Source organism: Porphyromonas endodontalis ATCC 35406, assembly GCF_000174815.1.
Classification (GTDB): domain Bacteria; phylum Bacteroidota; class Bacteroidia; order Bacteroidales; family Porphyromonadaceae; genus Porphyromonas; species Porphyromonas endodontalis.
Genome location: NZ_ACNN01000024.1, coordinates 28,883 through 55,273 on the forward strand (window position 1 = coordinate 28,883; position 26,391 = coordinate 55,273).

Annotated in this window: 32 protein-coding genes; 15 read left to right on the forward strand and 17 right to left on the reverse strand. The window is 45.3% G+C overall.

Going from position 1 to position 26,391, the window contains the following annotated elements; all coding sequences use genetic code 11:
• Window positions 1–17: 17 nt before the first annotated feature.
• The 13 genes from POREN0001_RS05655 to POREN0001_RS05715 all read right to left on the reverse strand — a co-directional run bounded on the left by POREN0001_RS05655 (window position 18) and on the right by POREN0001_RS05715 (window position 13,308).
• Window positions 18–890 carry a PKD domain-containing protein gene (locus POREN0001_RS05655; protein WP_004333882.1) on the reverse strand — a complete coding sequence of 291 codons (873 nt, stop codon included), beginning with the start codon at window positions 888–890 and terminating at the stop codon, window positions 18–20.
• Between the two features lie 8 nt (window positions 891–898).
• Window positions 899–1,399 carry a type VI secretion system transmembrane protein TssO gene (locus POREN0001_RS05660; RefSeq protein ID WP_004333923.1) on the reverse strand — a complete coding sequence of 167 codons (501 nt, stop codon included), beginning with the start codon at window positions 1,397–1,399 and terminating at the stop codon, window positions 899–901.
• Window positions 1,400–1,404: 5 nt separating this feature from the next.
• Window positions 1,405–1,854, reverse strand: coding sequence for a hypothetical protein (locus POREN0001_RS05665; RefSeq protein ID WP_083797846.1), 450 nt, complete (start codon window positions 1,852–1,854; stop codon window positions 1,405–1,407).
• A gap of 59 nt (window positions 1,855–1,913) precedes the next feature.
• A complete protein-coding gene (locus POREN0001_RS05670; RefSeq protein WP_004333952.1) occupies window positions 1,914–2,870 on the reverse strand; it encodes a type VI secretion system baseplate subunit TssG in 957 nt (318 codons plus the stop codon).
• A gap of 13 nt (window positions 2,871–2,883) precedes the next feature.
• Window positions 2,884–4,017 (reverse strand): type VI secretion system baseplate subunit TssK, encoded by a 1,134-nt coding sequence (tssK, locus tag POREN0001_RS05675; RefSeq protein WP_004333967.1) that lies wholly within the window; start codon window positions 4,015–4,017, stop codon window positions 2,884–2,886.
• 11 nt (window positions 4,018–4,028) lie between these two features.
• Entirely contained in the window at window positions 4,029–4,895 is an 867-nt protein-coding gene (locus tag POREN0001_RS05680; protein WP_004333974.1) for a TssN family type VI secretion system protein, read from the reverse strand.
• Window position 4,896: 1 nt separating this feature from the next.
• Complete coding sequence (locus POREN0001_RS05685) at window positions 4,897–6,726, reverse strand: type VI secretion system baseplate subunit TssF (protein ID WP_004333921.1); 1,830 nt, start codon at window positions 6,724–6,726, stop codon at window positions 4,897–4,899.
• Between the two features lie 21 nt (window positions 6,727–6,747).
• Window positions 6,748–7,191 carry a GPW/gp25 family protein gene (locus POREN0001_RS05690; protein WP_040580907.1) on the reverse strand — a complete coding sequence of 148 codons (444 nt, stop codon included), beginning with the start codon at window positions 7,189–7,191 and terminating at the stop codon, window positions 6,748–6,750.
• A 575-nt stretch (window positions 7,192–7,766) separates the two neighbouring features.
• Window positions 7,767–8,174, reverse strand: a complete 408-nt coding sequence (gene tssD, locus POREN0001_RS05695; protein ID WP_004333897.1) for a type VI secretion system tube protein TssD — start codon at window positions 8,172–8,174, stop codon at window positions 7,767–7,769.
• Between the two features lie 20 nt (window positions 8,175–8,194).
• The gene (gene tssD, locus POREN0001_RS05700; protein ID WP_004333887.1) at window positions 8,195–8,620 is read right to left on the reverse strand and encodes a type VI secretion system tube protein TssD; all 426 of its coding nucleotides are present in this window, start codon (window positions 8,618–8,620) and stop codon (window positions 8,195–8,197) included.
• A 5-nt stretch (window positions 8,621–8,625) separates the two neighbouring features.
• Complete coding sequence (locus tag POREN0001_RS05705; RefSeq protein WP_004334000.1) at window positions 8,626–11,121, reverse strand: ATP-dependent Clp protease ATP-binding subunit; 2,496 nt, start codon at window positions 11,119–11,121, stop codon at window positions 8,626–8,628.
• 287 nt (window positions 11,122–11,408) lie between these two features.
• Window positions 11,409–11,624 (reverse strand): DUF8188 family protein, encoded by a 216-nt coding sequence (locus tag POREN0001_RS09730; RefSeq protein ID WP_040580910.1) that lies wholly within the window; start codon window positions 11,622–11,624, stop codon window positions 11,409–11,411.
• 1,003 nt (window positions 11,625–12,627) lie between these two features.
• Entirely contained in the window at window positions 12,628–13,308 is a 681-nt protein-coding gene (locus POREN0001_RS05715) for a S24 family peptidase (RefSeq protein ID WP_004334020.1), read from the reverse strand.
• A 78-nt stretch (window positions 13,309–13,386) separates the two neighbouring features.
• Here POREN0001_RS05715 and POREN0001_RS05720 point away from each other — a divergent pair, with 78 nt between their 5' ends.
• The 15 genes from POREN0001_RS05720 to POREN0001_RS05790 all read left to right on the forward strand — a co-directional run bounded on the left by POREN0001_RS05720 (window position 13,387) and on the right by POREN0001_RS05790 (window position 22,697).
• Window positions 13,387–13,743 carry a hypothetical protein gene (locus POREN0001_RS05720; RefSeq protein ID WP_004333965.1) on the forward strand — a complete coding sequence of 119 codons (357 nt, stop codon included), beginning with the start codon at window positions 13,387–13,389 and terminating at the stop codon, window positions 13,741–13,743.
• A 9-nt stretch (window positions 13,744–13,752) separates the two neighbouring features.
• Complete coding sequence (locus POREN0001_RS05725; RefSeq protein WP_004333949.1) at window positions 13,753–15,771, forward strand: hypothetical protein; 2,019 nt, start codon at window positions 13,753–13,755, stop codon at window positions 15,769–15,771.
• Between the two features lie 34 nt (window positions 15,772–15,805).
• Window positions 15,806–16,018: a hypothetical protein gene (locus tag POREN0001_RS05730; protein WP_004333883.1), complete on the forward strand. Its 213-nt coding sequence runs from the start codon at window positions 15,806–15,808 to the stop codon at window positions 16,016–16,018.
• Between the two features lie 11 nt (window positions 16,019–16,029).
• Window positions 16,030–16,872 carry an AAA family ATPase gene (locus tag POREN0001_RS05735; RefSeq protein ID WP_004334008.1) on the forward strand — a complete coding sequence of 281 codons (843 nt, stop codon included), beginning with the start codon at window positions 16,030–16,032 and terminating at the stop codon, window positions 16,870–16,872.
• 4 nt (window positions 16,873–16,876) lie between these two features.
• The gene (locus POREN0001_RS05740) at window positions 16,877–17,518 is read left to right on the forward strand and encodes a P-loop NTPase family protein (protein ID WP_004334001.1); all 642 of its coding nucleotides are present in this window, start codon (window positions 16,877–16,879) and stop codon (window positions 17,516–17,518) included.
• A 2-nt stretch (window positions 17,519–17,520) separates the two neighbouring features.
• Window positions 17,521–17,898 carry an ASCH domain-containing protein gene (locus POREN0001_RS05745; protein WP_040580912.1) on the forward strand — a complete coding sequence of 126 codons (378 nt, stop codon included), beginning with the start codon at window positions 17,521–17,523 and terminating at the stop codon, window positions 17,896–17,898.
• A gap of 11 nt (window positions 17,899–17,909) precedes the next feature.
• Window positions 17,910–18,164: a hypothetical protein gene (locus POREN0001_RS05750; RefSeq protein WP_040580916.1), complete on the forward strand. Its 255-nt coding sequence runs from the start codon at window positions 17,910–17,912 to the stop codon at window positions 18,162–18,164.
• Window positions 18,161–18,589, forward strand: coding sequence for a hypothetical protein (locus tag POREN0001_RS05755; RefSeq protein WP_004333939.1), 429 nt, complete (start codon window positions 18,161–18,163; stop codon window positions 18,587–18,589). Before POREN0001_RS05750 ends, POREN0001_RS05755 begins: the two co-directional genes overlap by 4 nt.
• The gene (locus POREN0001_RS05760) at window positions 18,576–19,019 is read left to right on the forward strand and encodes a hypothetical protein (RefSeq protein WP_115321422.1); all 444 of its coding nucleotides are present in this window, start codon (window positions 18,576–18,578) and stop codon (window positions 19,017–19,019) included. The genes POREN0001_RS05755 and POREN0001_RS05760 overlap by 14 nt, the downstream gene beginning before the upstream one ends.
• Before the next feature lie 197 nt (window positions 19,020–19,216).
• Entirely contained in the window at window positions 19,217–19,648 is a 432-nt protein-coding gene (locus tag POREN0001_RS05770; protein WP_004333884.1) for a DUF4494 family protein, read from the forward strand.
• Window positions 19,645–19,950: a hypothetical protein gene (locus tag POREN0001_RS05775; RefSeq protein ID WP_147286689.1), complete on the forward strand. Its 306-nt coding sequence runs from the start codon at window positions 19,645–19,647 to the stop codon at window positions 19,948–19,950. The genes POREN0001_RS05770 and POREN0001_RS05775 overlap by 4 nt, the downstream gene beginning before the upstream one ends.
• A gap of 13 nt (window positions 19,951–19,963) precedes the next feature.
• Window positions 19,964–20,422: a hypothetical protein gene (locus POREN0001_RS05780; protein ID WP_004333909.1), complete on the forward strand. Its 459-nt coding sequence runs from the start codon at window positions 19,964–19,966 to the stop codon at window positions 20,420–20,422.
• 15 nt (window positions 20,423–20,437) lie between these two features.
• Window positions 20,438–21,091 (forward strand): DUF3164 family protein, encoded by a 654-nt coding sequence (locus tag POREN0001_RS05785; RefSeq protein ID WP_004333889.1) that lies wholly within the window; start codon window positions 20,438–20,440, stop codon window positions 21,089–21,091.
• A complete protein-coding gene (locus POREN0001_RS09385) occupies window positions 21,088–21,246 on the forward strand; it encodes a hypothetical protein (RefSeq protein ID WP_004333985.1) in 159 nt (52 codons plus the stop codon). Before POREN0001_RS05785 ends, POREN0001_RS09385 begins: the two co-directional genes overlap by 4 nt.
• Window positions 21,247–21,389: 143 nt before the next feature.
• Entirely contained in the window at window positions 21,390–22,697 is a 1,308-nt protein-coding gene (locus POREN0001_RS05790; RefSeq protein ID WP_169307831.1) for an SNIPE associated domain-containing protein, read from the forward strand.
• 57 nt (window positions 22,698–22,754) lie between these two features.
• Here the strand turns inward: POREN0001_RS05790 and POREN0001_RS05795 are convergent, their stop codons facing one another.
• The 4 genes from POREN0001_RS05795 to POREN0001_RS05810 form a co-directional block, all read right to left on the reverse strand.
• Entirely contained in the window at window positions 22,755–23,252 is a 498-nt protein-coding gene (locus POREN0001_RS05795) for a phage virion morphogenesis family protein (protein WP_004333997.1), read from the reverse strand.
• Window positions 23,253–23,369: 117 nt separating this feature from the next.
• Window positions 23,370–24,743, reverse strand: coding sequence for a phage head morphogenesis protein (locus tag POREN0001_RS09060; RefSeq protein WP_004333911.1), 1,374 nt, complete (start codon window positions 24,741–24,743; stop codon window positions 23,370–23,372).
• Complete coding sequence (locus POREN0001_RS05805) at window positions 24,740–25,906, reverse strand: phage portal protein family protein (protein WP_004333891.1); 1,167 nt, start codon at window positions 25,904–25,906, stop codon at window positions 24,740–24,742. The genes POREN0001_RS09060 and POREN0001_RS05805 overlap by 4 nt, the downstream gene beginning before the upstream one ends.
• An 18-nt stretch (window positions 25,907–25,924) precedes the next feature.
• Entirely contained in the window at window positions 25,925–26,347 is a 423-nt protein-coding gene (locus POREN0001_RS05810; RefSeq protein ID WP_004333895.1) for a phage protein Gp36 family protein, read from the reverse strand.
• Window positions 26,348–26,391: the final 44 nt, after the last annotated feature.

Genomic DNA, 26,391 nt, shown 5'->3' on the forward strand with positions numbered 1-26,391 from the left:
TTTTCTTGTTTTTGAGTTTAGCTTTGGCGAATCAAGAGTTTCTTGATACAGTCCGAATTTTTGTCTAGTTCTACAACAACTTCTAGGATTACCATGGAGGACTGACTACCAATAAATTTCAATCCATGGCAATAAGAATAGAAATCATTCTGCTTAGCTCCATTGATTGAGACAAGTACATCGGGTTTATTGCAGAGGTAGTTTTCCAATATATAATTGTAGTTGGAGTTGAAAGATCCCCCATCCACAATATCTTGTAATCGTTCTTTTATATCCATAGCTATGAGAGAAAGGACATCAGAAGAATCATTCTCCGTATATTCTGGGAGTATCTCGATCTTATGGATAATTGGAGTTTCTGTATCCTCAGAAGTCAGATGAACCTCATAAGTTCCAGGCTCTCGATAAGAGTAAGTAGTATTCTTCTCCCTTGAGTCTATATTACCACTCTCTCCAAATTCCCACCTCCACTCTTGAGAAGGGCCTTCTGCAGTAAAGGTTATCAGCTCATTTTGGATTGCCAAAACAGGGGCGATAATGCGAATGGGAGTCTCTATTTGCTTGATTGGTTCTCGAACATTTACAATGAAACGAGTTTCTAGTTTGTCATCCACTTTTAAGCGGATTTGATAACGCCCCGGTTGAGGGAAAACATAGGTTCCGCTTTTCTCCACAGAGACATCTCCATTCCCGAATTCCCACAAGACGCGTTGGGCTCGGTATGTACTATCCGAGAAATGGATAGGAGTTCCCAATTCAACTTCCGATGGAGAGACGAAAGCTCGGATTTCCCTATTGGAAAACCTTATCCGCAGTAACCATGCGATGAGAACACCGGCAACGAGTGCTGCTATTACAATAATCATCCATCGAGTAAAGATTTTATTCATGCTTATTCTTATCTTAAATTATTCTTCTTATTCTCTGTATTATTTCTGCAGCGCTCTAGGTCTGCGTTGAACTTGTCAATGTTTTTCCTTATGCTCCATAGACGTTCCTTATCTGAGACGTAAAACTCATAAAAGGTTGCTATGTGATCAAAAATCTTATAGCGTTCATCCCATTTATTCTGGGTATATACATTTCGTATTTCCCCTAGGATATAGTTAATCTCTCGTTTCTTGTAGGAGGCATTAAGTGCTGGATCTATTTTTGACACCTTCTCTTCCACTTCCTCAACCTTAGGCATTGTCTCCAGTTGAGCTTGTTCAAAACGTTTGATGCGCTCCATTTGCTTTAGTGCAGACTCTTTATCCCCAAGTAAACGATAGTCTGAGTTTGAGAAGAAGAGAATGAAGCTACATAATGTCGTAGTCACAATAAAAAGGATCAAGACATAGAAGAACCCTATTGTCTTTTCCTTTTGGTTCATTGTTTTTGTTTGGCTAGTCTTACTCATAGAAATTATTTTCTATCATAACTAAGACGGCCAACAGATAGCCGACGTGTGACGTTCTTGTTTTCTTCATTGCAGCGGATTAGGTCTGCTCTAACTATATCCTCTGTACGTTTCATCATCGCGATGGAGTCTCGAGTGCGAAGAAAGTTATCCATCTTGGATAGGATATACTGATGTATAAGCACATCTTTACTCGGGAGCGTTTGAATCCTGTTACCGATCTCAAGTTTTTTTGCAGCAATGCTATTCATAAAGAACTCTGGGTTTGTTGTCATTGCTGTTTCTAACGAACGATACGTTTGGAAGATGGCAGAAAAATCATCACTAATAGCCATCTGCTCATTGAAGATTCGTTCACTATCTCCTGTTCTTGCTTTGATTGCAGAGATCTCAATCGATAGAGTCTTGAGAAAAAATCCGATACACAATAACGTCGTTGCTACCAGGTATATCATATACCCAGAAAACCTAAAATAGGATCGCACGACCTCTTTATAGTTTAATGCTTTCATCTTTATAATGAGAGTAGAGTTGTAAAACCAAGTAACGGAGCCTGCTCCGGATTATCCGAAAGAGTAAAGTAAGCCTCCTCCTGAATCGCCTTAAAAGTCAGAAAAATCTCCGCATCTGCAGGGAAAAATAGTTCTAAAACATTTTGGAACTGAAGATGGACAGAACTATCAGAATTGATTAGCTTCCAATGCTTTCGAGGCAAGCCCTCTATCTGTACGTTGAATACAGAAAAGTTGTCTGTCAATTTCCCCCCTATAAAGGTAGTGAGCCCTAATCGCCCATCTCCCAAGTTCCACTGGGTTTCATCCTCGAAATCAATGAGCTTAGACTCCTGCTGTATATGAACAGAACAATCTAGAAATACAGATAAAATTTGAGCAATATGCTCTGCCTCGAGAATCCTGTAACGTTGTGAGAGGAAAGCCAAAATGAACAATGCCTTATCCAAAGGTATATTGCGCAATATCTTCCAATCATTATGAAGTAGGCGAATAAACTCCTTATGTACATCTCGTTTTTCTAAGCATTGCTCATAGAGTTGAACAGAGATAAGCATCCTATCTATAGCCATCTCAAAGGGCTTAAAGAAGAACCGAGCATGAAATTCCTCTTCCCTTGCCTTTCTGATCATATCGACTATACCGGTCTTTCCTCTCTTCTTCTCCGAGACAGATGGATTATGGAATAAGCCTTCTGGCAAAGAGTCGTACAAATCTCTCTTATTGACGTAGACACTCAAATATTCGAGCATTTCGTCTTGAGCATATTCCCACGAGACTTGATCTACCTCTTTAGCATTGCCTCGTTGCGATTTCCCCTTGCGCAGAACTCTGATACTATCAAGCGGAAGCCCTCTATCAATAAGCCCGGCAACGTACAACTCCGCCCTATAGTTTGTATAAAGCGAATTAACGAGGGGCAGTGTATCTTGTCCGGATAGAGGCTTGTATCTCTTCATGATCAGAAATCCTTTAATCTACCAAAGTCCAATTCCTACCATTGGAGGATGTGTCTTGGATTTGTCTTTCTGAAATAACAATACTTTCTTTGTGCTGTCCGATAAATTCCAAACGACTTAACGACACCAACAATTCTTCCAATGCTTCAATTGCTCCGCCAACAGAGACCATTGATTCATTAATCCTACTATGGTTATATCGCTTATTTGTCACTTCATCCAACATCTGCTCAAAGGTTGCAGGAGCTATCCCATTCCACTCGTGAAAGTATTTAAGCATTTCTTCTTTCTCTTTTCTTGAGAGGAATTTAAGTCCACATTGTACAGTTGAAGCAAAGTTTACGAGTAATACCACTATGCGATAAGGAGACATGAAATAAGCATTTCTCCAATCGAAAAATATCGAAGAAGTCATTCGCATCAATTCTTTGCAGAGCAAAAGGATACTATCGGCAACAGAGGTTCTATCGGTCTGCTCCAATGCCTTTTCCACAATTTTGTGCAAAGCGGAATCTATTGTTCTAATCCTTAAGGTAAAGTCGTCTGTATATTTGTGGAGATCCGGATGAGAAGACATACTTAACGCAGGAGGAATGTAATTCCCATCTAAAACATAGTTGGTATCTATTTTCCTCAAAACTCCAACAACCACGCTGAAGACATCATACCCTCCATAATTCCCAGACTTACGGGGGAAGAGACTCAACTTATAAGAAGGTTCAACGTTAGGGTATCGAGGAGGCATTTCTTGAACATCGGGGACACCACAAGGACAACGATCATATGGGGATACCGATAGTACAATATCCCATTCTTCCTCAAGAGAATCTCCATTCACAGGGCATGTACAACTTATCCCCTCGTCCTGCTCTTTCTTGTCAATGAGAATCAAATAGCCTCCCAGAGTGACGCCAAAGTAAGAAAGGAGATGTACTTTGGTATATTCTCCATGACCTGTAACTTTAAGCTCTACACTCTTTCTTCCGTCTTTTTGAGGAAGCAGCCCATATTGAAATGGTTGCTGAAGAGTAGATACAGTTTGAAGGAAATGTTCTAATAATGAGTTTTCTGTAGCGATGAAATGAGAGGAAGACACACTCATCCCTTGCATCCAATTCACGGGAAGATACTCTCTTCTATTGCTCATAATTCACGATTTTATTGAGTTATATAGTCTTGTTTTACTCGTTTCGACACAATTAAATGTCGTTCCTGGAGGTTGTTCTCTCGGAATGATATATCTGGATCAATGTATTTGCGAGGCTTGAAAAACGATGGCTTGACGTAGAAAATCCAACCATAAGGTGATTCTGCATTGAAATAGTCAATAGGGGTTGTAGACTTCTTCTGGTTGTAATCTAGGATAATTAATTCAAACCAATCTCCAAAAATCAACTCTTCTGTAGACTTTGCTTTCAGTCGTATTGGCTTGCGATCATTAGGCGTTTTGTATATTTCGATCTCAAAAACGAGGAACTCTTTTGTATCAATTGGCACCGGGGCATACTCTGTGCTTTTTGTATTGTAGATTCGCATCTTATAAATTTCCACAGGAATCTTCAGGTATACATTGAACGCCTCTTCAAAAAGAGGGAGAACGAATAGAGTCAAGGTACAAGATCCTGCCCATACTCCGTATTGGAAGTCGTTAGTAAGATTAAACCAGACAGAAAAAAGAGACCACCCGATGGCAATTTGAACAAGAAGGAACAAACAGGTAAACCCAAATGCCCTTTCACTCAATCCTTTGGCAAAGTGTAGAAGCAATCGAAGATTGAAAAACCCCATGACCAAATAGAAAATCTGGCAGACAAAATAGCCATAGGGCATAAAGTTGACCCCTAAGTAGCCAAGCAGACCCAATATTGATAGAATGACTCCTGAGAGAAGAAGGTAAAAGATTGCTTTCTTGTCCTGCAACAATTTGTTCTTCTTCGCTACCAATATGACCACAAATCCCATTAAGAATGCGATAATGGGGAACAGAAGATAACCTGTAAATATTTTTCCAACAATAGGATTCATTTCAATCAATAAAGATTCTGTAATTAAATGTCATAGGAGAATGTGCCACCAGCTGATTGTAGATCTCATCCTTCATCTCTTGCAATCTAGAATCATTGCTTACAGGAGAAAGAAGACTCAAATGGACATCAATCGTCCTGATTAAGCCTTGCTTAGAGTGCTTCCCCTGTGCAATTCCCTTTTCTATATGTACATCGGAAACGCTGTCGGCAAACTCTGCTAAGCAAAAACTCCTGATATCACTATTTGTGACAATTCGATTTCTACTCTCCAGTATATGCCTAAACTTTGCTGTCCGTTCTCTGTCGGATGGTGTAGGGCGTCCTCCTATAGAGGGAGTTATCATCGAGACTCGTAGCATATCCCCGTAAGAAGTTTCGGTGGGATTTAGTCGCTGTCCAATCTTTATACCGTTTGCCAAATCTCCCAAGGTTGTCCAATATCGGATGGTAAGCAAGGTCTCAGAAGGCCCTACAAAAAGGTAATGTGTTTTTTCCTTCTGAGAGTGGATATAACGAGACTCTTGCTTCAACCTCTGTATAAGTTGATTTATCAAATAGGTATTTTCTGAGTTGACACCAAGATGAGAAGATGAGAAAATTCCCATTTCGTCTTCCAACAAGTTCTGTAATCGTTGTAAGTAATCAACAGCATCTCGTTCATCAAATGTTTCACATCCTCCTCGTCTAATCGAATAAGTATGTTCAATCCCAGATTTGTGGTACTCTCCAACAGGAGAATAGGTGTTGCCATCACTATCTGTGACTTCGGCAATCCCAAGAAAGCTCTCTTGTTCATTGCTACACAAAGGAATCACCCCAAATGCTTTTCGTGTATCTGTCGTAGCAACATGTAATTCCTTATTGACTACAGGAACGGTATTGATCCCAATCTGAATTTCTGATAGCACCTTGGGTGAGAAGTGTGGAGGGAATTCTATCTCAATCCAAAATAAATTCTCTTTGCACACCTCGAGATAATACTCTTTATCAAGACGTTCATCCTTCTGCATACAAGAGGGAAGAGAACTCTTCAAATAATCAGAGATGGGAATATTGGTACGAATGGTCCTGTAATGCTTTTTGTAATGAGAGAGAATCTCTTCAACAACACGAGATTCGTATTTTTGGGAATCGAAGAACGAGGATAGACTGCTGGGGATGTCCTTATCCGAGGAGAAAATCCCCTCTTCTGTTTTAATTTGCTCCCCGTTGAAACTCCACTTGCAATATGAAAGTAATCGCAGATAGTCGTTCTTTTGAGCAATATTGGGAAAGTCAATGTAGAAAGAAAGAGTGTCAATATTATCTATATCTTCAGCAAAATCCAAGCCCACAAAAACTTTATTGTGATTCTCAGGAGTCAAATCGGAGCGGAGCAATAACTTTTTATGCAACCCCTGAAGAGACTCATAAACTTCGCCCCCGATGATCAGCTTCTTTATTCTGCCTCTGCGTAGAGGTGTTTTGCAAACAGGATAAAACGAGTAGCGTAGTTCATCTTTCCTCCCCGAAAATGGGTCTGTGGCATAAAACCCTTCAAACGGATTTGTCTCCATTTCTTCGAGCAATGTCTCGATATGGACGATGGCATGCGAGGGCTGTGCCAATGAAACCGATTCCGGGAGAAGGACCTCGCTCAAACGTTGCATGGTACGCACCTCTATGTCTGCGATTTCTTCAGACAAAAGATGCAATTGCGCAGCCATCGCCTCTATCAGTAGACGTACGAAAGGATCTAAGTTTTCTATATTTCGGATGTTCCAAAAGTCCAATGCGGTACGGATCATCCGATCCTTAATATCCTCTTTACTTTCTCTATAGTTATTCATTTATAGTTTATAGTCTCGTTTTTATTGTTTCGATAGAGGACCTAAATAGAGCCTGTGGTGAAAGTTTAGTCGCTCTCCACTTGATACAATGGTCGCTTGGAGGTATATGTCCACTCGCTTTCGCACACTAACATTAGCATCGAATACATTCTCGTGCAACACATCTGAAACCTCAAGCATCAGATCGCATTTTTCTATTCTTCTTTCGTATAAGGAAATGGCCTTATGCAGAAACTCTTTGAATTTTGTTTTCCAAGTTTCTAGAGATACAATACGCTCAAAGTCCATATCCCAGATTTCAGAACCAAAGTCTCTATCAAACACATGTTCACCAGGACAGGTGGTTATCAATAATTCGATATGACGATAAATGGATTCTTTCTCGGAACATCGCTCAAGTCTTCCTTGTTCCTCATCAAGCAATGACCCAAAGTCGAATGGAATCTTGTAGTATGTCTTTTTCATACTATATAACGAGGATTGAATTTTCCATTGTCGTCAATGATTGAACTCCTACTTTTAGAGTCGTCTCTTTATGTAGACAAACATTGTCCCCCCAATAAGCTATATAGTCAACCAATCGTCTCATTTCTTTCTCTTGAATAAATACGTAGGATTAAATCTGGATCTGGTTGGACAATATGAGTCCTGTTAGGTGTATAATGTATGGAGAGGGGGCGTAATTCTATCAATCCCATTCTTCGAGAAGGTCCGAATTCAAAAGTCTCTTGCTTTTTACTCCCTATTCTAGTTACTCCCCATTTTCTGTATTCAAATTTTCATCAGATGAAGTATCCAAATGATCCCCAATAGCCACCTCCGATATGATCAAGAGAATAATATCAGCCGTGAAAGCGATCTCCCTGATAATTCACCAGCGGAAGAGAGAGGTCTCATTCACATAGGTATGAGAGGAGGAGCGGTATTATATTGAAGAGGCATATCCCACATCCTTGATGAACCCTTTGTAGAGCACCCTACGATCCATACATGCCGTAAAATCGTCTTCGCTAATATAGGACTTGAGATGTGCTATGTTTTTATTCCACCCAATCGTTGTTCTGTGTGATACCATTCAGAGCTACCTCCTCAGAGGAGATGAGTAGAGAAGTTCTCAAACCACCACTGGTATTATCCACCACTCGTTCAAAATGTACACAATATCCATTTTTGAACGATATTTTAAGTGGGGAGCTTCCTGTCTCCGTAGAAAAGATTACTTCCCCATCTTGTCGCATCCATCGGCTCAATGCCCAATTATAAATTTCGTCTCCCACAGCCTGTCCCAAAGTAATCATCAACTGTCCTCCTCGAATCTCATTTTGAGGCTCACCCTTTTCGTCTGTAGGTTGTGCGAATCCGATATTAAACTGAAAGACCTCATAAGTTTGCCCCATTACCCGGAAAGCGGCACTTATTTCGCTATCCAACATATTTAAAGCCATCATATTATATCCTCCTCTAGGGGTTAGATGTTTTTCCAATCATTTTCCAGTACAGCACTACCAACAAGCAGTTTCTGTGCATGAATGGTTATTTTCGTGCCAGCATAGCTTTTCCCTCGGCGAGTATAACTCAAATTGAGACCAGTGCAAGCTGCTTTCGTGAAAATAATCTTCTCCAATGGTTCGTCGTTCATACCATAAATAACAATTACCCCATCCTTGTACTTGCGAGGATTGAGCATCCAATCAGTAATCTCATCTGAGGGAAGATTGGAGAACGTCATACAAATACGACCTCCTTTTACTTCTCCCTGAGCTTTTCCGTTGCTATCTATGGGCTGACTGAAAGAATATTGGCAATTCTCCAATTCCATTCCATTTGTCAGCAGTCCTTTTATGCTAGCATCTTCTAAAGAGCCAATGCGTAAAAAACATCTATACCCAAACATAATAATTACTTTGTTGTGGAGGGAAGTATATCCCAAACCAATTCTTCAGTTTCGGAGAGGGAGCCATGCAATGTATAGCCCTGCTTCATCTCTCCGGTTAGTATCATACGAGAGATCGGACGGCGGAGATAATTCCTGATGACCCCCGAGACTTGCCTTGCTCCGTACCGAGGCGTAAATCCCTTAAACGCCAACATGTGCTTGGCTTCATCCGTCAATTCCAATTCCATATCCTGAGCATTCAGCAAGCGATAAAGTCCTCGCAGTTGTATTTCCAAGATTTGCAACAGGATGGATTCTCCGATAGGTGCAAATGGAATAATTTCCGAAAGACGTGCCAGAAACTCCGGACGAAAATAACCTCCCATCACCTCCATCATCTGAAGAGTTGTGGGCTGTCTTCCCTCAGATAGTTCCTTTGCAACCCATTCACTCCCAACATTGGAAGTAAAGATGATGATGGCATTGGAGAAATCTCCCTCTTTCCCCAAACGATCGTGGAGCTTCCCTTCGTCCATAATTTGAAGAAATATATCATAGACTGAGGGGTGTGCTTTTTCTATTTCGTCGAAGAGCACCACGGCATAGGGTTGCTGGCGGATTTTGTTTACCAACAATCCTCCTTCTTCATATCCGACATATCCCGGAGGGGCACCGTAGAGCAATGCTGCCGAATGTTCCTCCTTAAACTCAGACATGTCAAAACGGATCATAGCCTTTTCGTCGTTGAAAAGAGCTTCTGCCAAAGTTTTTGCCAATTCTGTTTTCCCCGTCCCTGTAGGCCCTAAGAAGAAGAAAGAACCGATAGGCTGTCCGGGTTTGTTCATTCCACTGCGGGACTCTAGAATGGCATCGGTGACAGAGCGGATTGCATTGTCTTGCCCGACAACCCGTTGGCGCAAAATATCTTCCATATTGAGCAATCGTTCCTTTTCTTCTGCTCGGATTTTCCCAATCGGAATACCCGTTTTTATGGAAACAATTGCCGCAATATGCTCCTCTGTGATGCATTGTATCTTTTCTTTAGAGAAAGCCTCCAGCTGCTCTGCCAATTGGGAAAGTAAATCAAAAAGCCTCTCTGCTCCCATAGAGGCATCTGCCTCAGGAATACCATCCAATTGCATTTGAACAATCGGACTGATTCTACTCATCGCAGATTGTTGCAGACGAATCAGTTTTTCCGCAAAATCTTCTTCAGACAAGGAACTCTTTTCCTGCTCTAAAGCTGCCAATTCTTCGGTTAGCCAAAGGAAATCGGCTTGGGAGGATTCATTTACCATCTTTACGGCAGACATCGTCCGATCCAATAAATCAATAGCAGAGTCTGGGAGTTTGCGATCTTTGACGTATCGTTTAGCCAAATGTACAGATTCTGATAATGCTTTTTCGCTTACCTCTAACTGATGAAATTCTCGATAAGCTTCTAGCATAAACGAAACCATTTGTACTGCATCTTCTGCAACAGGTTCAGAAATCTGAAGGACTTCAAAACGACGACTGAAAGCATGATCAGGCTCTATCAATTTCCGGTATTCGTCTACAGTCGTTGCCCCAATAACTATCAAATTCCCTTTTGAAAGTTCCGGTTTCAAGATATTTACAGCCCCCGAATTCCCCTGTTTGGGGTCAAGTAGGACATGTATCTCATCTATAAACAGAATGACTCGCTCCGATTGTCGCAACTCCTGAATGATATTTTTCAGTCGATCTTCAATCTCTCCTTTGTAAGTGGCACCGGCAATTAGGGCTCCACTGTCCAATTCCCATACGGTTGTGTCTTCTAGAAAAGAGGGAACATTCCCACACACAATGTCGAATGCAAGACCTTCGGCCATGGCCGTCTTCCCAACTCCCGAATCTCCTATGAGCATTACATTGGGTTTCGTCCATCGCCCTAATATCTCTGTCATTTGGCGAACCTCCCGATCTCGACAAACAATGGCATGTAACTTCCCCTCTCGAGCTTCGGCGGTTTTGTCAATGCAGTATTTCAACAGATTCGTTTGAGGGAGAGGCATATCTGCTGCATCACCTTCCATGTTCATTTTCTGAAGCACCTGCCTCTGCATATCTCCTCCTGTGAGGAAAAAATCCAGTATCTCTTTTTCTCTGAAGGGGAATGACTTTAACTGGTCAGAAGAGTACCCAATTTCCGGTTTCGCCAACGCACAGAGCACACATATTGGATTTATCTGCAATAGCCCTAATTTCAGACGCACATTATCCGCTTCTTCGAAAACAGGGGCAATCCGCGGATCCGCTTCTATGTCAGAGACCCCGGATAACTTCTCGCAAGATTCAATGTGAACATCTGCCCATTCTGTAAGGTAAGCAACATCTTTACCCAAAGACTCCACAAACGCAGAAATCCCTACATCTTTGTGAAGTAGGGAGCGTAACAGATGGGAAGGGGTATACACGGCATTCCCATATTCCCGCGCGATTGCCTTTGAAATACGGATCGCCGTGTGAAGAGACTCATCTAGATTCAAAAAATCCATCATCCATCATATCTTGTGACATAGTAACTGTAGTCTCAACTACAACGGCGAAGGTAGAAAAAAATCTGCACATAAGCACACTTAGAACGGTGCAAATCTTGCCTGTGTAATTGTTTTTCTTGGCTCCAAACGATATGACCTTTTTATTATCGAGGCTTCTTGACACTTTTGAGCATGTCACAACCCTTATGGTCATTCGCCTCAATCCTCAGAGTGCGATCCCTTTTACAGTACAAGGCTACCCGTTATAGCAGAGAATCCTTCTTCACCTATTCCCTTCTATAAAGCTACTTCTTTGGGGGCTTAAATCGGGCGTTGAACTCCTCTTTGCTCATCACATAAGTCAGATAACAACGAACATTATGTTCAAATTCGGCCTGAGTAGAATCAAGGCTCTCATAGCCATCATTACCGACAGGAATTATAATAGGTTTAAATACCCTTGTAAGAGAAGATAGGAATGGGGCATCCCTTTGTTCCACATTCCGGATTCGCCGAGTCATCTTATTGCTCAATATCTCTGATACACATAGTTTCTACTGTACCTAATCTTGCCTTGTAGCTCAATATACTGAAGCCCCTCTGTAACAAATTGCTTTCCCATATCCAGCTTATATGGCTCGTCTATATAAGGGGGGAAAAACGAAAAGTACAAGACTAGTAGAGAGTGGAGAGGAGGCTAAGTCGTTATGTTATAGTAGGATGAGGGCGATTTTTAGCTCGTAGTCAGGTAAAACGAAAAGTACATTACGCTTTAAGTTGCTTGAATTTGGCTTTAAGTTTTACCCGAATTGGTAAATGGGCGGTTAAGTTGGTAAATGAATCCGCTTTAATTGGGTTGCATTTGCAGCCCTTTTTTGTGCCCTTTTATCTCGATTGATCGCATGGTGTGTAGAGGGTGTATTTTGCCCTCCAGGGGCTTTATGCAGCGTCGGTGGCGCATATATCGGCAGAAGCCCCTAGAGCGCGTAATAGCGGCGTTTGTAGGCGTTACAGGGGGCAGATGGATAGATCGCATACCTCCGCGCTGCCATCGAGCTAAAATGAGGGGTATTTATGGCTCCCTGCGCGTGTCTTATGGTGTTGGATTTAGCGGCCGTTTAGGATGCGGTAAACGCCTGGTAAATGGGTGGTAAATGATCGGAGCTTAAGGGGCATATTTACCGCCTTTTGGCTCCCTTTTTACCTCTTTTACTCTCCTTTTTGCGTGTTAAAATAGCGTTAAAAACGGCAATGCCGTTACGAATGCCGTTACAGATGGAGTTACAGCCTTAGTTGTTGATAACTACGTTTGTAGTTCTAATGCCGTTACAACTTGATACCCCTATAGAGTGAGAATCTCCCCCCCCCTATTGCCCTTTTTAGACGCTAAAACGCCCAAAAATCGCGAGAAACTACCCCCCTATTACCTTATATATTTTTATCGGCATTGTGTGTAACCCCTTGTATTGCAACGTGTTACAAATATATTGTAGCAGCTTACGAATTCGAAATCCATTTTTTGTGCTACTCAGCTCTTATTACGCCTTGTACTATAGCTATGTTGTAGATCTGATCCTTGCGGAGCTCGAAAGGCTCGTACTCTGGATTTTCGGAGACGAGGGTAATCGTCTCCTCAGAGGAACCTCGTCTTACCTTCTTGAGTAGTGATCCTTGGTTGGTATCTATAATATAGACCTTGCCCCACTGGAACCATAGATCGGATAAGAAAACCTTACGACACGCCACGATATCGCCAGAGTAATATTTAGGTGTCATAGAATCGCCCCTTACGGTAATAAGAAAATCGGCATCCTGGAATGATGGCACTACATATCGCTCGCACTCATACTCCATTATGCTGTAATCCTCTCCGCTTAGTGCTCCAGCCCATGCCTCTATTGGTATTAAGGGGATGCCCTCTTGGGGTGTATGGCTTGGTATTATTTCTTTTTTGGGGTCATTGGCAGCTTGCTTGGAGGGATCTCTGAGCATCTCTCCCTCTCCTAACATGAGCCACTCTGGAGACAGTTCAGGATACTCGGTCAATATTTTGACCACAAGATCAGATCCAATACTAGATTTTTTTCCTACTCCTTTGAAATTGGATGGGGATATTCCTACCTTATTGAAAAACAATGATTTAGAGATTCCTTTTTCATCAAGAAACTGTAGTATTCTTTCTTTTACAGTCAAAATAAAGTCCATAATGCTTGTACAGGTCGGATTTTTGTCCTAAGTTTGCAGCCGTAAATACAAAAACAGCGTACACAAAGATACGGAAAAATGGAACCAAAAAGAAGAATAGAGTACACGCCTTTTGTACGGCGTAAGATTGAGGAGGCTATCGGATGCAGCCCCGCGATGATTAGTCAGTCGCTTAATTACAAGCGTAAGACATCGCTCGCTAATGCTATCCGCAACGAGGCTCTACGAGTTGGGGCTAAAGAGATCATTACGGCAGATGCCGACAAGGTGCTACTTATTGAGGGGGATACCCTTATATGGCAGTATGGCAGCTGTAAGGTGATCATCGATCTTGCACGCAAGACTATTATTACCAAGGATGACGAAAAAGAGATGAAATCTAGGCTGTCTGCAATGGCAGATCTAGTATCATTTATCAAGGAGCTGGAAGCGTAATAAGTTGCTATGGAGTATCAAGGTAAGACTATAGGAATAACAAGTAGAGAATTAGATGGTATCATATCAGACGGCTATCTAAGACTGCTTGTAGTGCGTGGGCAACTGCGTCAAGTCCGTCGTGCCTGTAAGGATACTCCTGCTCTGTATGATCTAGACAGCCTCCCTTGGAGGTATAAGGTGCAAGTGTACGAGCGTTACCCTGACCTCAAGGAGAGAGAAGAGAGTAAAATGTTTGTCGACGAGATCGAGCTAGATATGGCAGCGGTACAGTACTATGCTGAGTACCTCTTGTCGGACGGGCGGCACTTACCGCTCGATAAGCAGTCGGAGTACGCTAACAATGCATCAATACTCAATGCGTATCACAGGCTAATAACGGAGGCGGACGGAGAGCGAATCAAGCAGAGTCAACCACGCCTCCCCCGGGCGGATTTTTGGCGGAGGGCGGCAGAGGCACTCCCCCGCATCGAGGGGCGATGGGCGAATAGCCTCCCTCGCAAGGATCGGAGCCTGCAGCGCAAGTACAACGAGTACAACAAGCGCGGATATGAGGCTCTTGTGAGTGCAAAATTCGCAAACCGCAACGCTCTTAAGATAGAGGGCGAAGAGCAAGAGGGGCTATTGCTTAGCCTTATCGGTCACTACAACAACCTAGACGACACGGCGGTAGCTGCTCTCTACAATAAGATTGCAGAGGGCAATAGCTGGGAGGCTATCTCGGCGGCTACGGTGCGGGTATGGCGTCGCAAGCACAACAATCTTATCATGATTGGGCGTAAGGGCGTGCGTCAGCATCGGGCTCATCGACAGATGACCGTTAAGCGTAGCAAACCCACTGCCGCTTGCTATATATGGAGCATGGACGGATGGACTGCCGAGCTCTTATACAAGGATAAGCCCAGGAGCGGAGGTGCAACTACCTACCACAAGCGTAAGACCGTGGTAGTGGTGCTTGACCCCTGCTGTAATTACCCTGTTGGGTATGCGGTGGGTGACCACGAGAGCCCGGCTCTCATCAAGGCGGCGTTGCGTAATGCGATCCTACACATCAAGTCGCTGACGGGTACGCTCCTGCGCGTCAATCAGCTACAGACGGACAACTACGCAATTAAGAGCCTTACGCCCCTGTATGCTGCCATCGCGGCACGTGTTACCCCTGCGAGCGTGGGCAACGCTAAGGCAAAGCCGGTTGAGTCCTATTTTGACTACCTCAACACGCACTACTGCCAAACGCAGGTAAACTGGGCAGGTAAGGGGGTTACCTCCCGAGGGGGTAAGCAACCCAACCAAGAGGCACTTAACCTGCACCGCAAGTATTTCCCAACCTCGCAGGAGGTGGTAGAGCAGATTGCGGCGATCATCGAGGAGGAGCGCAGGCAAAAGCTCGAGGAGTACAAGGGTTACCTCAATGCTCTCTCAGACGAGTATCGACTAGAGATGCCCCGAGATCGTTATCTCCTGCATTTTGGTCTTGACACAGGTAAGACGATCGCTCTCGAGGCTAACGGATTTCGCCCGACGCTGCTCGGGGCTCGTAGGGATTACGATTGCTTCGATCCCACCCTCCGTGAGTGCAGCATCTCCGAAAAGTGGACAATTAAGTACGACCCGGACGACCTCGGTACCGCCCTTGCGGTCAATGCGGACGGCTCGCGTCAGTACCTCCTCGAGGCTAAGGAGGTGCAACCGATGGCACTTGTGGAGCGTAAGCCCGGCGACGCTGCTAAGCTGGCACGCATCGAGGCGTACAATAAGGAGCTGGAGCGTAAGCAGGTAGCGCGTCTTACTGACTGTCACGATATAGCGGCAGGGGTGATTGATCAAGCTAAGATTAAGGGCTTTTTAGGGGGCTGCCTGCTCGTGGATAGCAAGGGACAACACAAGGATCAACGGAGTAAGGAGATCGGGACAATGAGTGAGGAGGTAGACTATGAGGAGGACTACGAGGAGATTGTAACCTCACAGGTAAAGGATGAGGGCGATACCGCTCTCGAAAGAGAAAGAAAATGGCTAAAAAAACTATGATTAAACGGCGTTTAATCGAGGGTTAAACAGAGATATGAGACGGAGAGAGATTGTATTAGACACTATCAAGACGGTATGGATCTTGATTACGGGGCTGTCTTTGATGGCAGAGCCTCGCGAGGACTTGAGTGCGCTTGCCCTTGCCCTCTATTACCTAGTAGTGATGGGCAACTTTGTGGCTGCATGGAGCTACTTTGCGCGACACTCACTGCCGCGCTGGATCGAAAGAAAGAGACGAAACAACTAATAACTATCAATATGGATAAGCGAGAAATAACGGAACAACTCAGAGCGTATGTCGCTCTCAAGGGCTCTCAGAAAAAGGCGGCAAACAGCCTCGTAGGCGTATCTAGCGCGACGATTAACAAGATCCTCAACTCGACGGACTTAGAGAGCATCTCGGAGGAGATGTGGCGCAGCATCGAGAAGCAGACACGACGCAAGGAGTCGGGGTGGGTGCTGGCCGAGACGCAGGCATATCAAGAGATGACCTTTTTGCTCTCGTCTGCGCAGCGTGATAGCCTTGTGGCAGCGGTGGTAGGCGAGGCCGGAAGCGGTAAGACAGAGGCCTGCAGGGACTACGCCTCGAGGGGCAGGAGTATCTACCATCTTGTGTGTAGCGAGCATTGGAACCGCCGCACTTTTGTTGCTAAGCTGCTCAAATCGATGGGGGCGAACGTGGCCGGATGCACGATTAACGAGATGATGGAGGACGTGGTGGAGACGCTGAGTAAGACGGATAGCCCCCTCCTTATCCTCGACGAGGCGGATAAGCTGAGCGATCAAGTGCTCTACTTTTTTATCACGCTTTATAACCAGCTGGAGGGGCGGTGCGGGATTGTCCTTTGTGCTACCTCTTACCTCGAGAGTCGTGTTAGACGGGGGCTGCGTCTTGGTAAACGAGGCTATCAGGAGATATACAGCCGCATCGGTCGCCGCTTTGTCGCCCTTGAGGGTATCAGCGAGGAGGATGTAGCGGTAGTGTGTCGCGCTAACGGCATCGAGAGCGATCGCAAGATACGCGAGATCAGTAAGGAGAGCGAGGGCGACCTGCGTCGAGTTAAGCGGGCTATATACGTAGCTAAGAGCGAGGCGGCATAGGGTTATGGCTAAGACTTACTCTAATAGTAACGTGCTTACCGCACAGTTTACCTTGGCGGATTTCGGGGGCGCATGGCTCGCCCATCTCGGGCGGCCGGCTCTACGGGGTATGTGGTTTGTGTACGGTAAGAGCGGGAGCGGTAAGACCATGTATTGCCTTAAGCTCGCTAAGTATCTCACAGAGTTTGTACGCAAGGTGGCGTACAACTCACTCGAGCAAGGTCTGTCGCCTGCTATGCAGCAGGCATGGCGTCGAGCCGGGATGGCAGAGTGCGGTAATCATATTATGCTGCTTGACCGAGAGCCGCTCCCCGAGCTCCGCAAGCGGCTATCGAAGAAGAAATCCCCCGATGTGGTCTTTGTAGACTCTGTGATGTATCTCGAGGACGCACCGGCAAGCGAGCTCATTGCCTTGCGGCACGAGTACCCCTCCAAGCTGTTTGTATTGATTGGTCAAGAGCGCAACGGGGACGCTTACAATAGCAAACAAATCAAGCTCAAGCACGACGCGGATATCAAGGTGAGAGTGGTAGGAGGGGTCGCACGATGCGAAACTCGCTACTCGACAGAGGATGGCTACGGAGGGGCGGATTACATAGCCTTTGAGGCGCGAAAAAAGAAGTTTAACGCAGAAATGGATGAATAGGTATGAAGATTTTATTGTCGATTAAGCCCGTTTTTGTTGAAGAGATTATGCGAGGGAAGAAACTCTTTGAATACAGGAAGACCATTTATAAGAATCGCAATATAAGTAGGATTGTTGTCTACTCCTCAAACCCTGTTTGTCGTGTCGTTGGAGAGATCGACGTGAAAGACGTCTTGTGTGATACCCCTGAAAGGCTTTGGGAACGGACGGCACTACAATCGGGCATCTCTAAAGACTGCTTCGACGAATATTTTGGGGGTAAATCCGTTGGGTATGCTATACAGATAGGCTCATTTAGTCCATACCCTAGACCTAGACTGCTACAAGAGGCTTATCCAGGGATCACTCCTCCTCAGTCATTTTGCTATGTTGAATACTAAATAAAGAAGAAATGGGACAAATCAGAATTGAAGGCATACGCTGGTCGTCGTATGATCAGCGTACATGGCTCGGGACAACACCCTACATGGTCTACATGATAGAGCCTCGAGGGCGTGAATGGGTGCTCGACGCAGGAGGGGGTAAGGAGACCTACCCCACCATCGACGCGGCAAAGCAGCGCGCGCTCGAAGACCATGTAAGCAGGGCTAAGCAAGCACTCAGGATTAAGGGATGGAAATACGAAGAAAGGATAGGAGGAGTATGATTGCGGATAGGTATGTGTTAGCTCTCGAGCATATGAGAGAGGCTATTAGACAGCATCTAGATAAGATGTTTAATGATAATAAGGAGAGGAAAATTGTAAATGAGGTCTTATCCGCTGTCCGTGCTGCGGAAGATATCGTGTTTGAGGATATGCACAAGAGCGTTAAGTGTGATATCATCTACGATATTGAGTTAGGATGGCGTCAGGTCAATAATACAGACACCTTTGCGCTTGCTTGTCGCACTCCGCTTGTTACATATGTAATCTTGATCAAGGATAATGTGTGTGTCCTCAAGAGAGATTATAAGGAGATAATTGGTAAGTATTACGACCTCTCGGAGGCTCAAGAGGCAGCGCGTAAGCACCTACAAGAGGCTATAAAAGAGACACTTGGAATAAAACTACAAGACTATGAAAGAGACTAAGGTAATGGATAAGATCCACAAGGATCTCGTAAAGAAGTATCATACCCTCGCTGGGCAGCTGGGTATGACGGATGAGGACAAGCGAGCTCTCCTCTCTCAGTACAACGTAGAGAGCAGTGTCGACCTCTCGCAGCATCAGCTTATTGACGTGTGCGCTTGCCTTGCGCGTGAGCTCGACAAGCGAGACGGACGCGACTCAATGGATGCGCTGCGTAAGCGGTTGATCGCGGTTGTCGGTAAGTTTTTGTTGATGTGTGGCAAGGGAGAGGTTACGATATCATACATCAAGGCAACAGCCTGCAGGTCGTGTGGGATACGCGAGTTTAATCGCATCCCTCGTCAGCGGTTGAGGAGCTTGTGTTTTGCTTATAACGATAAGATTAAGGACATGATCGCAGTAGAAAAACAATATCAAAAGCTGAGGAGATGATGATACTAATTATACTAGGCGTGCTCGTGTTACTCGTGCACTCATGGATATGCGGATTGCTTGTATTAGGCCTTGTTAAGAGTTTTAGGCGTGATGACAAATGGGGCAGGGCAGGAGATGTATTTATCGGGACGAGCTTAATTGGCTCGGCTGTGCTCGATGCTGTAGGTATATACAAATTAATAACACTATAAATTATGACTACAAAACTGCATTATGAGGTCAAGGTACGCTATGAGCGTATAGACGACCTCGGCAAGGCTAAAAAAGTAACAGAGGTCTACATCGTCTCTGCTTACATGTCGCATGAGGCTGAGATCGCAATGCTTAGCGAGCTTAGCTCTTATCGAGATGTAGAGATACTAAGTATCAAGCAGGTCAAGATAGAGCAAGTTGTTGCCTCTTATGATCGCGATAAGCACCGCGACAAGTGGTATCGTGCGCGATGCGCAGTGCTGGAGTATGACAACGCAAGGGATCGTACTCGCAAGGTGACAATATCAGTAATAATCAATGCAGACGACTTTGATGAGGCTGCGTCAGATCTGCAGACGTGGCGAGGTATGATGACAAGGGATATAGAGCTACTCAGCCTATCACTTAGCTCTATAAAGGGATGGTTGATATGATAAAAGGGCAAGAAAAAGAATCTCATGAGGAGTGGTGGTTTGTTACCATTTTTACCACACAGGCAAAAAACAAGTTAGAATCTCAGCTACAGACCCTCGCCGAGGGATACAAACATCAACTCCTTACTGACCATGAGGTCGAACAAATCAAGAGCGAGGCACAGCAGATTATAGACAACTATGACGGACGAGTTAAGAAAAAACCAAAAGTAGATCTCTACCATGCGCCTTGGCATAGTGGCTTGCGTCTGTGCGAGAGTTGTCATATCAATCTAACCCTAGCAATTAGATATAATCGTTAAAATAAGTAGTAATATGGAAGCAGAAAAAGTAAAAGTAGACCCCAGGGTCTGTAACATCAAAGTCTATGTGAATGGCAAGAGTGCCGAACTCCAGAAAAAACTATTTGCATTAGGGTGTAAGTGGTATGATGGAACAAGATATATACTAAATACTGACTTCCCCTTTTTGTATGTCAATCAAGAGGGAATGATCCTGGAGGGGCATTGGATGGACGTTTTTGTTAGTGACTCGAGTCGCGAGGAGAATATCAATAAAATCCTCGAAATGATCCCTGTCTCAGAGCGAGATGAAGCATGCCAATTTAAGGCTTATGAACGTGTACTCGGTCGCGACAGAGAAGATCAAGAATGGAATGTTGATCTCTTTGCGAGCAAGGAAGAAGAACCATATAAATATAGGTGTTTTAGGTACACCTATAAATATTGTATACCATATGCTGGAAATGAGCATCTTGCCGGTAAGATTAACTAAGATGAAATAAAGATTATGGAAGAACAAGTAACCATGACGCCCGAGGAGCGGGCTGAGTACGAAGAATTTAGAGCACAAAAAGCCCGCGAGCGGGAGGAAGCAGCGCGCAAGGCGCAGCGTGAAGAATACGCTCGTCTTGTCGACGATGAGGTAGCTGCAGCGGTCGACCAACTCAAGGAGCTCTCTGAGCAGATGACAACAATAAAAAAGACCATCTTTGACAATTTTGATACGATTATCAGAATGAAGCGAGAGGTTATGAGCTTATGTAAGCCTGATGGTCAATACACGCACACCTTTACCAGCTCCGACTCACGGTGTCGTATCACGCTCGGTAACCGAATGGTGGACGACTATCGCGACACGGTGGAGGATGGTATCGCGATGGTTAAGGACTATATTACAAGTCTAGCTAAGGATGAGGATAGCGCGCAACTTGTTGGTCTGATCATGAGCCTCCTCGAGCGCAATAAGAGCGGAGCTTTGCAGCCCTCGCGAGTGATCCGCTTACGACAGCTCGCTGATAAGCGACAAGATCCGCGCCTCCTCGAGGGGGTAAAAATCATCGAGGACAGCTATCAGCCTTACGCCTCCAGCACCTTTGTTCAAGCGGAGATTAAGGGTGCCACGGGCTGGATGACAATCCCTCTAAATATATCTGCAGTATGAGTGTTGAGTTTGCTAAGTGTGGTCGCGGTTACGCGGCTATTGTGCGGACTGTCGGGACGAGCAATCGACGCTCCTCGGTCGTACGCAAGGAGTGCATGATGGAGGGCGGATTGCGTTTTGTACTCGAGCTCACTGAGCGAGAGTACAAAATATAAAGGTGCTCTCAGAGGGAGCAGTACCTGAGGGTTAGTTAGTTTCTTATTTTTAGTTTGTTGGGGTGCTACGTCGGGAGATGCAGCACCCCTTTTTTATCACACTAGAATTGTACCTTTGTACAATAATATGTAACATGGGAATTATGGGACTATTCAACAAGAAAGAACTTGCAAAAATTGCCGAACTTGAACGAGAAAATACTTTACTCAAACAACGCATTGAGGCTCTATCTCCATTTGAACCAATACTTAACGTAACAACAGAGCTTAATCTCTTACGAGAAGAATATGATTCATTACGAAAGCAGTATTCTATTGCCCTTAATGTTTTTCAGAATCTACGTACAGAGATTTCTGCATATGAGGAATACTCTGAAATGATTGAATATGGATTGTATAAACCACATTTTAAATTTGAAACTTCGGAAAAATTCAAGGACGAAATTGCGAAGGTTAGGGATAAGCAAAAAGAGATGATTAAAGATGGTCTTGCCGCTATTGGTGGAGACCGAATCACATGGAATGATAGCTTAGCTCAAGGAGCTGCAATGGTCAAAAGAGAAAAACAACTCATGTTAAGGGCGTTTAATGGAGAATGTGACAGCTTCATTGCTAGTGTGGATTGGAATAATATTCTTCGAATGGAGGACCGTATTGAAAAGTCTTTTAATGCTATTAATAGAGTGTATAAGACGCAAGGTGTTTCATTGTCTCCTCGCTACAAATCTTTGAAACTTGATGAGTTACGTCTAACACATGAATATCATGTAAAACGCCATGAAGAGCAGGAAGAGCAACGTGCTATCAGAGAGCAGATGAGGGAAGAGGAAAAGGCAATGAGAGATGCTGAACGGGCTAGGCAAAAAGCAGAGAAAGAACAACAAACCTATATGTTGGCTCTCGAAAAGGCAAGAAAGGAACTTGGTACAGCAGCTGGAGAACAACAAGAAAAATTGTTGTCTCGGATTGCAGAATTAGAAGCTGGTCTTGTGGATGCCGAAACTCTCAAACAAAAAGCTATATCAATGGCTCAACAGACAAAAATGGGGTATGTCTATGTAATATCGAATATTGGTTCTTTTGGGGAGGATGTCTACAAGATCGGAATGACAAGAAGATTAGAACCGATGGATCGTGTTCGAGAGCTAGGAGATGCGTCTGTACCATTCCCATTTGATGTTCATGCTATGATCTTTTCAGAGGATGCCCCAGCCATGGAGTCTGCCTTGCATAATAAGTTTGATGATATGAGGGTAAATATGATAAATCCGCGCAAAGAATTTTTCCATGTCCCATTACACATGATTGAGAAAGAAGCTAAGAAAATGGGAGCTACTATCGAATTTACATTGTTAGCTGAAGCGATGGAATATCGAGAAACGCAGCAGGTTTTAAGTAGTAAAAATGCAAAGGAGTCTGTTCCCCCTTCAAAATTCCCTTCGTCAATATAGAATAGGGTGTTAGCACAAGTAAAAGAGGGGAATATCTACTTGTATTCCCCTCTTTTGTTATCGGATTTTTGCCTTGATCACTCCGATTAGGTCTAGGCTCTTGAGTCGGAGGTCGACCGACTCTCTCCATTTTTTGCGCGTATGACGCGTAACACCAGCAAACTGACGCTTAGGTATACGGATGGTAAGCTGCGTGCGCTTAGTGATGGCAAGCGCCTTGTATTTAGGGTCTTTTGTGCTTTTATACATCGCCCAAAAATATTTTCGCATTTTGGTTGTGACGGGGACTTGTACAACCCCTCCCTCGTTGTGTATATGAGCATAGAGAGTGCTGCTGTTGATAACTACCTGGTTGCCATCCGCCTCGACCGTGATACTCCGCCTCAGTGCTCCGCTGCGCAGCATAAGAGAGCCGATGCCATCCTCGTGCTTGCGTGGAGGCCACGCTTTACCGTCCCACTCCTTACGCACAAATGCCTCAGCGGTCTCCTCCTGCATGATGACGAGTAGGTCGTTCGCTAACAAGCGCTCAAGGTCTTGCTTATCTAGTTCCATGATTTGTTTATTCCGATTTTATTATTATCTTTGCGTCAAAGATTGGTGAGCTAGGGTGTTCCCTAGCACACCACGAGGATCTCCGCCAGGGTTTTTTAGACTTTGGCGGTTCTTTTTTTATAGGGTGTAGTCTTGACTTATTATCTGCTCTCTCGTAATCTCAATATCTCGTTCGTAGTTGATGATAAAACGTATAGTTTTTATGTTTGGATATTTTAGGGTGCGCCATCCTATGGTATCTTTGATTATTTTTTCATCGTACTCTCCCTTAATAACCAACACAAGGTGATCCGCTTGTTTTGCTCCGGTTTGTATGTTTTTGTCGAAAGCATTTTTTGAGTTGCTCTCAATGTGTTTATATTCGACTAATCGATTCTCTGTTATGTTACGGCTATCTGCAGTGTTACCATCTCCCGTTGCTTTGTATAATACGATTTCGTGAGCGTACCTCTCCGCAAGCCATCCCGCTGTATAAAGGTTTTTGAAACGCTCGTCTTTTTGGATGCCGGGGTTAATTGTTACACCACCCTCTCCAAATTTTATGTATTTTGTACCATCATCTCGTTTGGGAGTCTCTTCTAATAGCTTCCTCGCTTGACTTTCTTCTTCCGCATATTTAGAGTCCGTTTTGTTGCTGCTATTAATATTCTTCTCAATAGCTTCCCTTTCTTTATTTCCATTTTTCCCGTAATAGGGATGACGAGGTGGGATAAGTCGCCCCTCTTTCCCGGGATTAAACCTAAAAATCTCCTGCTTACCGGGGGTCATCTCCTCCATGAGGTCGACTACCTCCTTGCTCTCAGAGCGAGGGTGTGTCCCCGGGATTACCTGTATTACATCGCACCGACACCCCCAGCCATTAGGGGGAAAACAGGTGTCCCACGCGGGGTCGCTAAAGGGGAGACACATACCATTGAGGCGGGCATGGTCGGCGCGTACTCTCTCGTCGCCTGCCGTCTTATATAAGAGGTCGTACGCGTCGCCCCATTGGGCAAATCGCTCCCACTTGGCCGCCATTTGGGCGGATGCTTGGACAAAGGCGTACTCAGCCTTGAGCCAGCTCTTATTGTACTTGTCGTCAATCTTAGCCGTGTCGACTACAAACTCTTGCCAACTCTTTAGGGTGCCGTCGGCGTTGCGCGACCGGCCGGCCACCTCCTGCAGATGGTGGTATGTCTTAAAGCCGGCAAAGGTGTGCAGGTCTTGACGCAGGGCACGCTGCGTCGAGTTAGATAGGTCTCGTATGATGGGGTCTACCTTAGCGGTGTACCCTCGAGCACTCACCTCAATAGCTTTGCGGATGGGCTTCTCGCGTAGCATCTTGGGGGTCATCTTGCCCCCCTGCTCAAGCACAAACTTTTTGGCGCGATTAAAGGCCTTGCGGAGGCGGCCGCTCTTGTCGGGGTCGTCATCCCCCTTGAGCTCGACGCGGATAGGGGTGTATAGCCCCTCGAGGATAGAGGTTAATCGCTCATACCTCGAGGGGGTCACCCGAAAAAAGGATCGGAGGCGGTGAGTTGATTAGCCTCTCCGAGGGTGGCACGCTTGCCGGTCACGGCCACCCCGAATTTGTCCTCGATCCACTTTTCGTCGACCTCGTAATAAGGGAGGATGTCCTTCGTGCGCTGCCATAGTGCGCTCTTGTCCTCCTCCTCGGGATACTCAAAGCGGAGGCCTGATGGGATATGTCCGAGTGCGGCAAGAGCAGGCAGGATGGTCGAGTTCATTGTTTTTTCGACGAGACCTCTGTCTTTTGCGCATTTCGCGTCGAGGAGCTTAAGAGAGGATTCCTCCTTGCTGTAGTTACCGTTAGCCGTATCCTCTCCGATTGTACACCCGAGTATCTTAATCGAGATGTCTTGCTTACACGCCCATATGAGGCGCTCGAAGATGTCGCCATTGCCGGCGACACCGGTCGCAAATGACATCTCCTCGTTGCTGTCGATAATTGCCCAGTTAGCGCGTCCCATCCGCGTCATCATCTCCTCCGCTCGAGCAAGCGCCTCTTGGTCGTCGGTGTCGATTTTGAGGGTGCGAGGGGGTATGCCAAACGTCTCAGCAAACTCGCTCCAGGCGCTGAGGGCATAGCGCTTAAAAATGGTGTTGGGACAACAGTCAAAGAGGATACCTAGGTCGCTCGGAGCGCCTACCTCGAGGATGGAGGTGCCGTACCGGCTATCCGCGCGGTAGTCGATCCCCTTTGTGTCGGCCACGTCGGGGAGGAGGAGTCCCAACCCAGGCACAACATGGCGACGAGGGAGCAACGAGACGGTAAAGAGGTCCGTCGAGGAGGGGGTAAGCTCAAGGAGCGAGTGCCCCCAGTAGGGCGTCTCAAATAGGATAGTAAGGAGCTCATTAAAAGCGATGGAGTCGCTAAGGAGCTTTGTTACCTCCTCGTTTGTCGTGCCCTTAGCGTCAAGGATGGCAAAGGGCTTGTTCAGCGACCGGTCCCTTCTGAGCTCCATCTTGGAGGCGAGGTAGAGGTCGTGCAGCATATCGTCGATAATATCGACAAGGCGCGTGCGGCGCGGAAAATCGGGCTTGGTTGCCTCCTTTTTAGCGTCGCGCCAGGAGCGCATGTCGCGCGAGGTCTGCGAGGCTTGTTTTTGTATGATTTTTTCGAGGAGTGATTCGGTGGCTTTGTGTAGTGCCATGGCTAGATTAGGTTAGGGTTAGTACTCAAAATCGACTTTAGGGCGCGAGCCCATCGTGAGGTGGGATACGATCCGCCCGTCCTCGGTCTTGCGAAGTGGGAGTCCTACGATGCCGAGGGTGCCTGTCGCTATTCCTTTTAGGTACTCTTGGTGCAGCTTGTAGGCCTCGACAACTCGCTCAAAGGCGATATCTACGTTGTGTCTCCGCATGATATAGTAGAGGGCTATATCCTTGATCATCTCCTTAATGTCGGCAAGGCAAGGGGCGTCAGAGGGCATGGCTTGTATCGCGGTGATGTCGTACTTAGCGGATAGGTAACTAAGCACCCGCGCCTCAGAGGCACGGAGGCAGGTGAGGGTGATATCGGGGGTATTGTCAGTCATCTCCTCGAGCTTGTAGGCATCGACGACGGTAAGCATCTCTTGTTGTTGTACGAGCATAATCGGTATTGGTTAAGTGGTAGTTAATCACAAGTTAAACGGCG

What these genes read in the sequence shown, in the direction of transcription:
- POREN0001_RS09730 (WP_040580910.1), bottom strand. Translation starts at nt 11,624, where the DNA reads ATGACTCGGCGAATCCGGAATGTGGAACAAAGGGATGCCCCATTCCTA.
- POREN0001_RS05665 (WP_083797846.1), bottom strand. Translation starts at nt 1,854, where the DNA reads ATGATATACCTGGTAGCAACGACGTTATTGTGTATCGGATTTTTTCTC.
- POREN0001_RS05770 (WP_004333884.1), top strand. Translation starts at nt 19,217, where the DNA reads ATGACTACAAAACTGCATTATGAGGTCAAGGTACGCTATGAGCGTATA.
- tssK (WP_004333967.1), bottom strand. Translation starts at nt 4,017, where the DNA reads ATGAGCAATAGAAGAGAGTATCTTCCCGTGAATTGGATGCAAGGGATG.
- tssD (WP_004333887.1), bottom strand. Translation starts at nt 8,620, where the DNA reads ATGTTTGGGTATAGATGTTTTTTACGCATTGGCTCTTTAGAAGATGCT.
- POREN0001_RS05715 (WP_004334020.1), bottom strand. Translation starts at nt 13,308, where the DNA reads ATGGACTTTATTTTGACTGTAAAAGAAAGAATACTACAGTTTCTTGAT.
- POREN0001_RS05660 (WP_004333923.1), bottom strand. Translation starts at nt 1,399, where the DNA reads ATGAGTAAGACTAGCCAAACAAAAACAATGAACCAAAAGGAAAAGACA.
- POREN0001_RS05690 (WP_040580907.1), bottom strand. Translation starts at nt 7,191, where the DNA reads ATGAAAAAGACATACTACAAGATTCCATTCGACTTTGGGTCATTGCTT.
- POREN0001_RS05780 (WP_004333909.1), top strand. Translation starts at nt 19,964, where the DNA reads ATGGAAGCAGAAAAAGTAAAAGTAGACCCCAGGGTCTGTAACATCAAA.
- POREN0001_RS05680 (WP_004333974.1), bottom strand. Translation starts at nt 4,895, where the DNA reads ATGAATCCTATTGTTGGAAAAATATTTACAGGTTATCTTCTGTTCCCC.
- POREN0001_RS09385 (WP_004333985.1), top strand. Translation starts at nt 21,088, where the DNA reads ATGAGTGTTGAGTTTGCTAAGTGTGGTCGCGGTTACGCGGCTATTGTG.
- POREN0001_RS05810 (WP_004333895.1), bottom strand. Translation starts at nt 26,347, where the DNA reads ATGCTCGTACAACAACAAGAGATGCTTACCGTCGTCGATGCCTACAAG.
- tssD (WP_004333897.1), bottom strand. Translation starts at nt 8,174, where the DNA reads ATGATGGCTTTAAATATGTTGGATAGCGAAATAAGTGCCGCTTTCCGG.
- POREN0001_RS05725 (WP_004333949.1), top strand. Translation starts at nt 13,753, where the DNA reads ATGGAGTATCAAGGTAAGACTATAGGAATAACAAGTAGAGAATTAGAT.
- POREN0001_RS05795 (WP_004333997.1), bottom strand. Translation starts at nt 23,252, where the DNA reads ATGGAACTAGATAAGCAAGACCTTGAGCGCTTGTTAGCGAACGACCTA.
- POREN0001_RS05790 (WP_169307831.1), top strand. Translation starts at nt 21,390, where the DNA reads ATGGGACTATTCAACAAGAAAGAACTTGCAAAAATTGCCGAACTTGAA.
- POREN0001_RS05760 (WP_115321422.1), top strand. Translation starts at nt 18,576, where the DNA reads ATGAAAGAGACTAAGGTAATGGATAAGATCCACAAGGATCTCGTAAAG.
- POREN0001_RS05785 (WP_004333889.1), top strand. Translation starts at nt 20,438, where the DNA reads ATGGAAGAACAAGTAACCATGACGCCCGAGGAGCGGGCTGAGTACGAA.
- POREN0001_RS05705 (WP_004334000.1), bottom strand. Translation starts at nt 11,121, where the DNA reads ATGGATTTTTTGAATCTAGATGAGTCTCTTCACACGGCGATCCGTATT.
- POREN0001_RS05670 (WP_004333952.1), bottom strand. Translation starts at nt 2,870, where the DNA reads ATGAAGAGATACAAGCCTCTATCCGGACAAGATACACTGCCCCTCGTT.
- POREN0001_RS05655 (WP_004333882.1), bottom strand. Translation starts at nt 890, where the DNA reads ATGAATAAAATCTTTACTCGATGGATGATTATTGTAATAGCAGCACTC.
- POREN0001_RS05745 (WP_040580912.1), top strand. Translation starts at nt 17,521, where the DNA reads ATGAAGATTTTATTGTCGATTAAGCCCGTTTTTGTTGAAGAGATTATG.
- POREN0001_RS05805 (WP_004333891.1), bottom strand. Translation starts at nt 25,906, where the DNA reads ATGGCACTACACAAAGCCACCGAATCACTCCTCGAAAAAATCATACAA.
- POREN0001_RS05735 (WP_004334008.1), top strand. Translation starts at nt 16,030, where the DNA reads ATGGATAAGCGAGAAATAACGGAACAACTCAGAGCGTATGTCGCTCTC.
- POREN0001_RS05730 (WP_004333883.1), top strand. Translation starts at nt 15,806, where the DNA reads ATGAGACGGAGAGAGATTGTATTAGACACTATCAAGACGGTATGGATC.
- POREN0001_RS05685 (WP_004333921.1), bottom strand. Translation starts at nt 6,726, where the DNA reads ATGAATAACTATAGAGAAAGTAAAGAGGATATTAAGGATCGGATGATC.
- POREN0001_RS05755 (WP_004333939.1), top strand. Translation starts at nt 18,161, where the DNA reads ATGATTGCGGATAGGTATGTGTTAGCTCTCGAGCATATGAGAGAGGCT.
- POREN0001_RS05740 (WP_004334001.1), top strand. Translation starts at nt 16,877, where the DNA reads ATGGCTAAGACTTACTCTAATAGTAACGTGCTTACCGCACAGTTTACC.
- POREN0001_RS05720 (WP_004333965.1), top strand. Translation starts at nt 13,387, where the DNA reads ATGGAACCAAAAAGAAGAATAGAGTACACGCCTTTTGTACGGCGTAAG.
- POREN0001_RS05775 (WP_147286689.1), top strand. Translation starts at nt 19,645, where the DNA reads ATGATAAAAGGGCAAGAAAAAGAATCTCATGAGGAGTGGTGGTTTGTT.
- POREN0001_RS05750 (WP_040580916.1), top strand. Translation starts at nt 17,910, where the DNA reads ATGGGACAAATCAGAATTGAAGGCATACGCTGGTCGTCGTATGATCAG.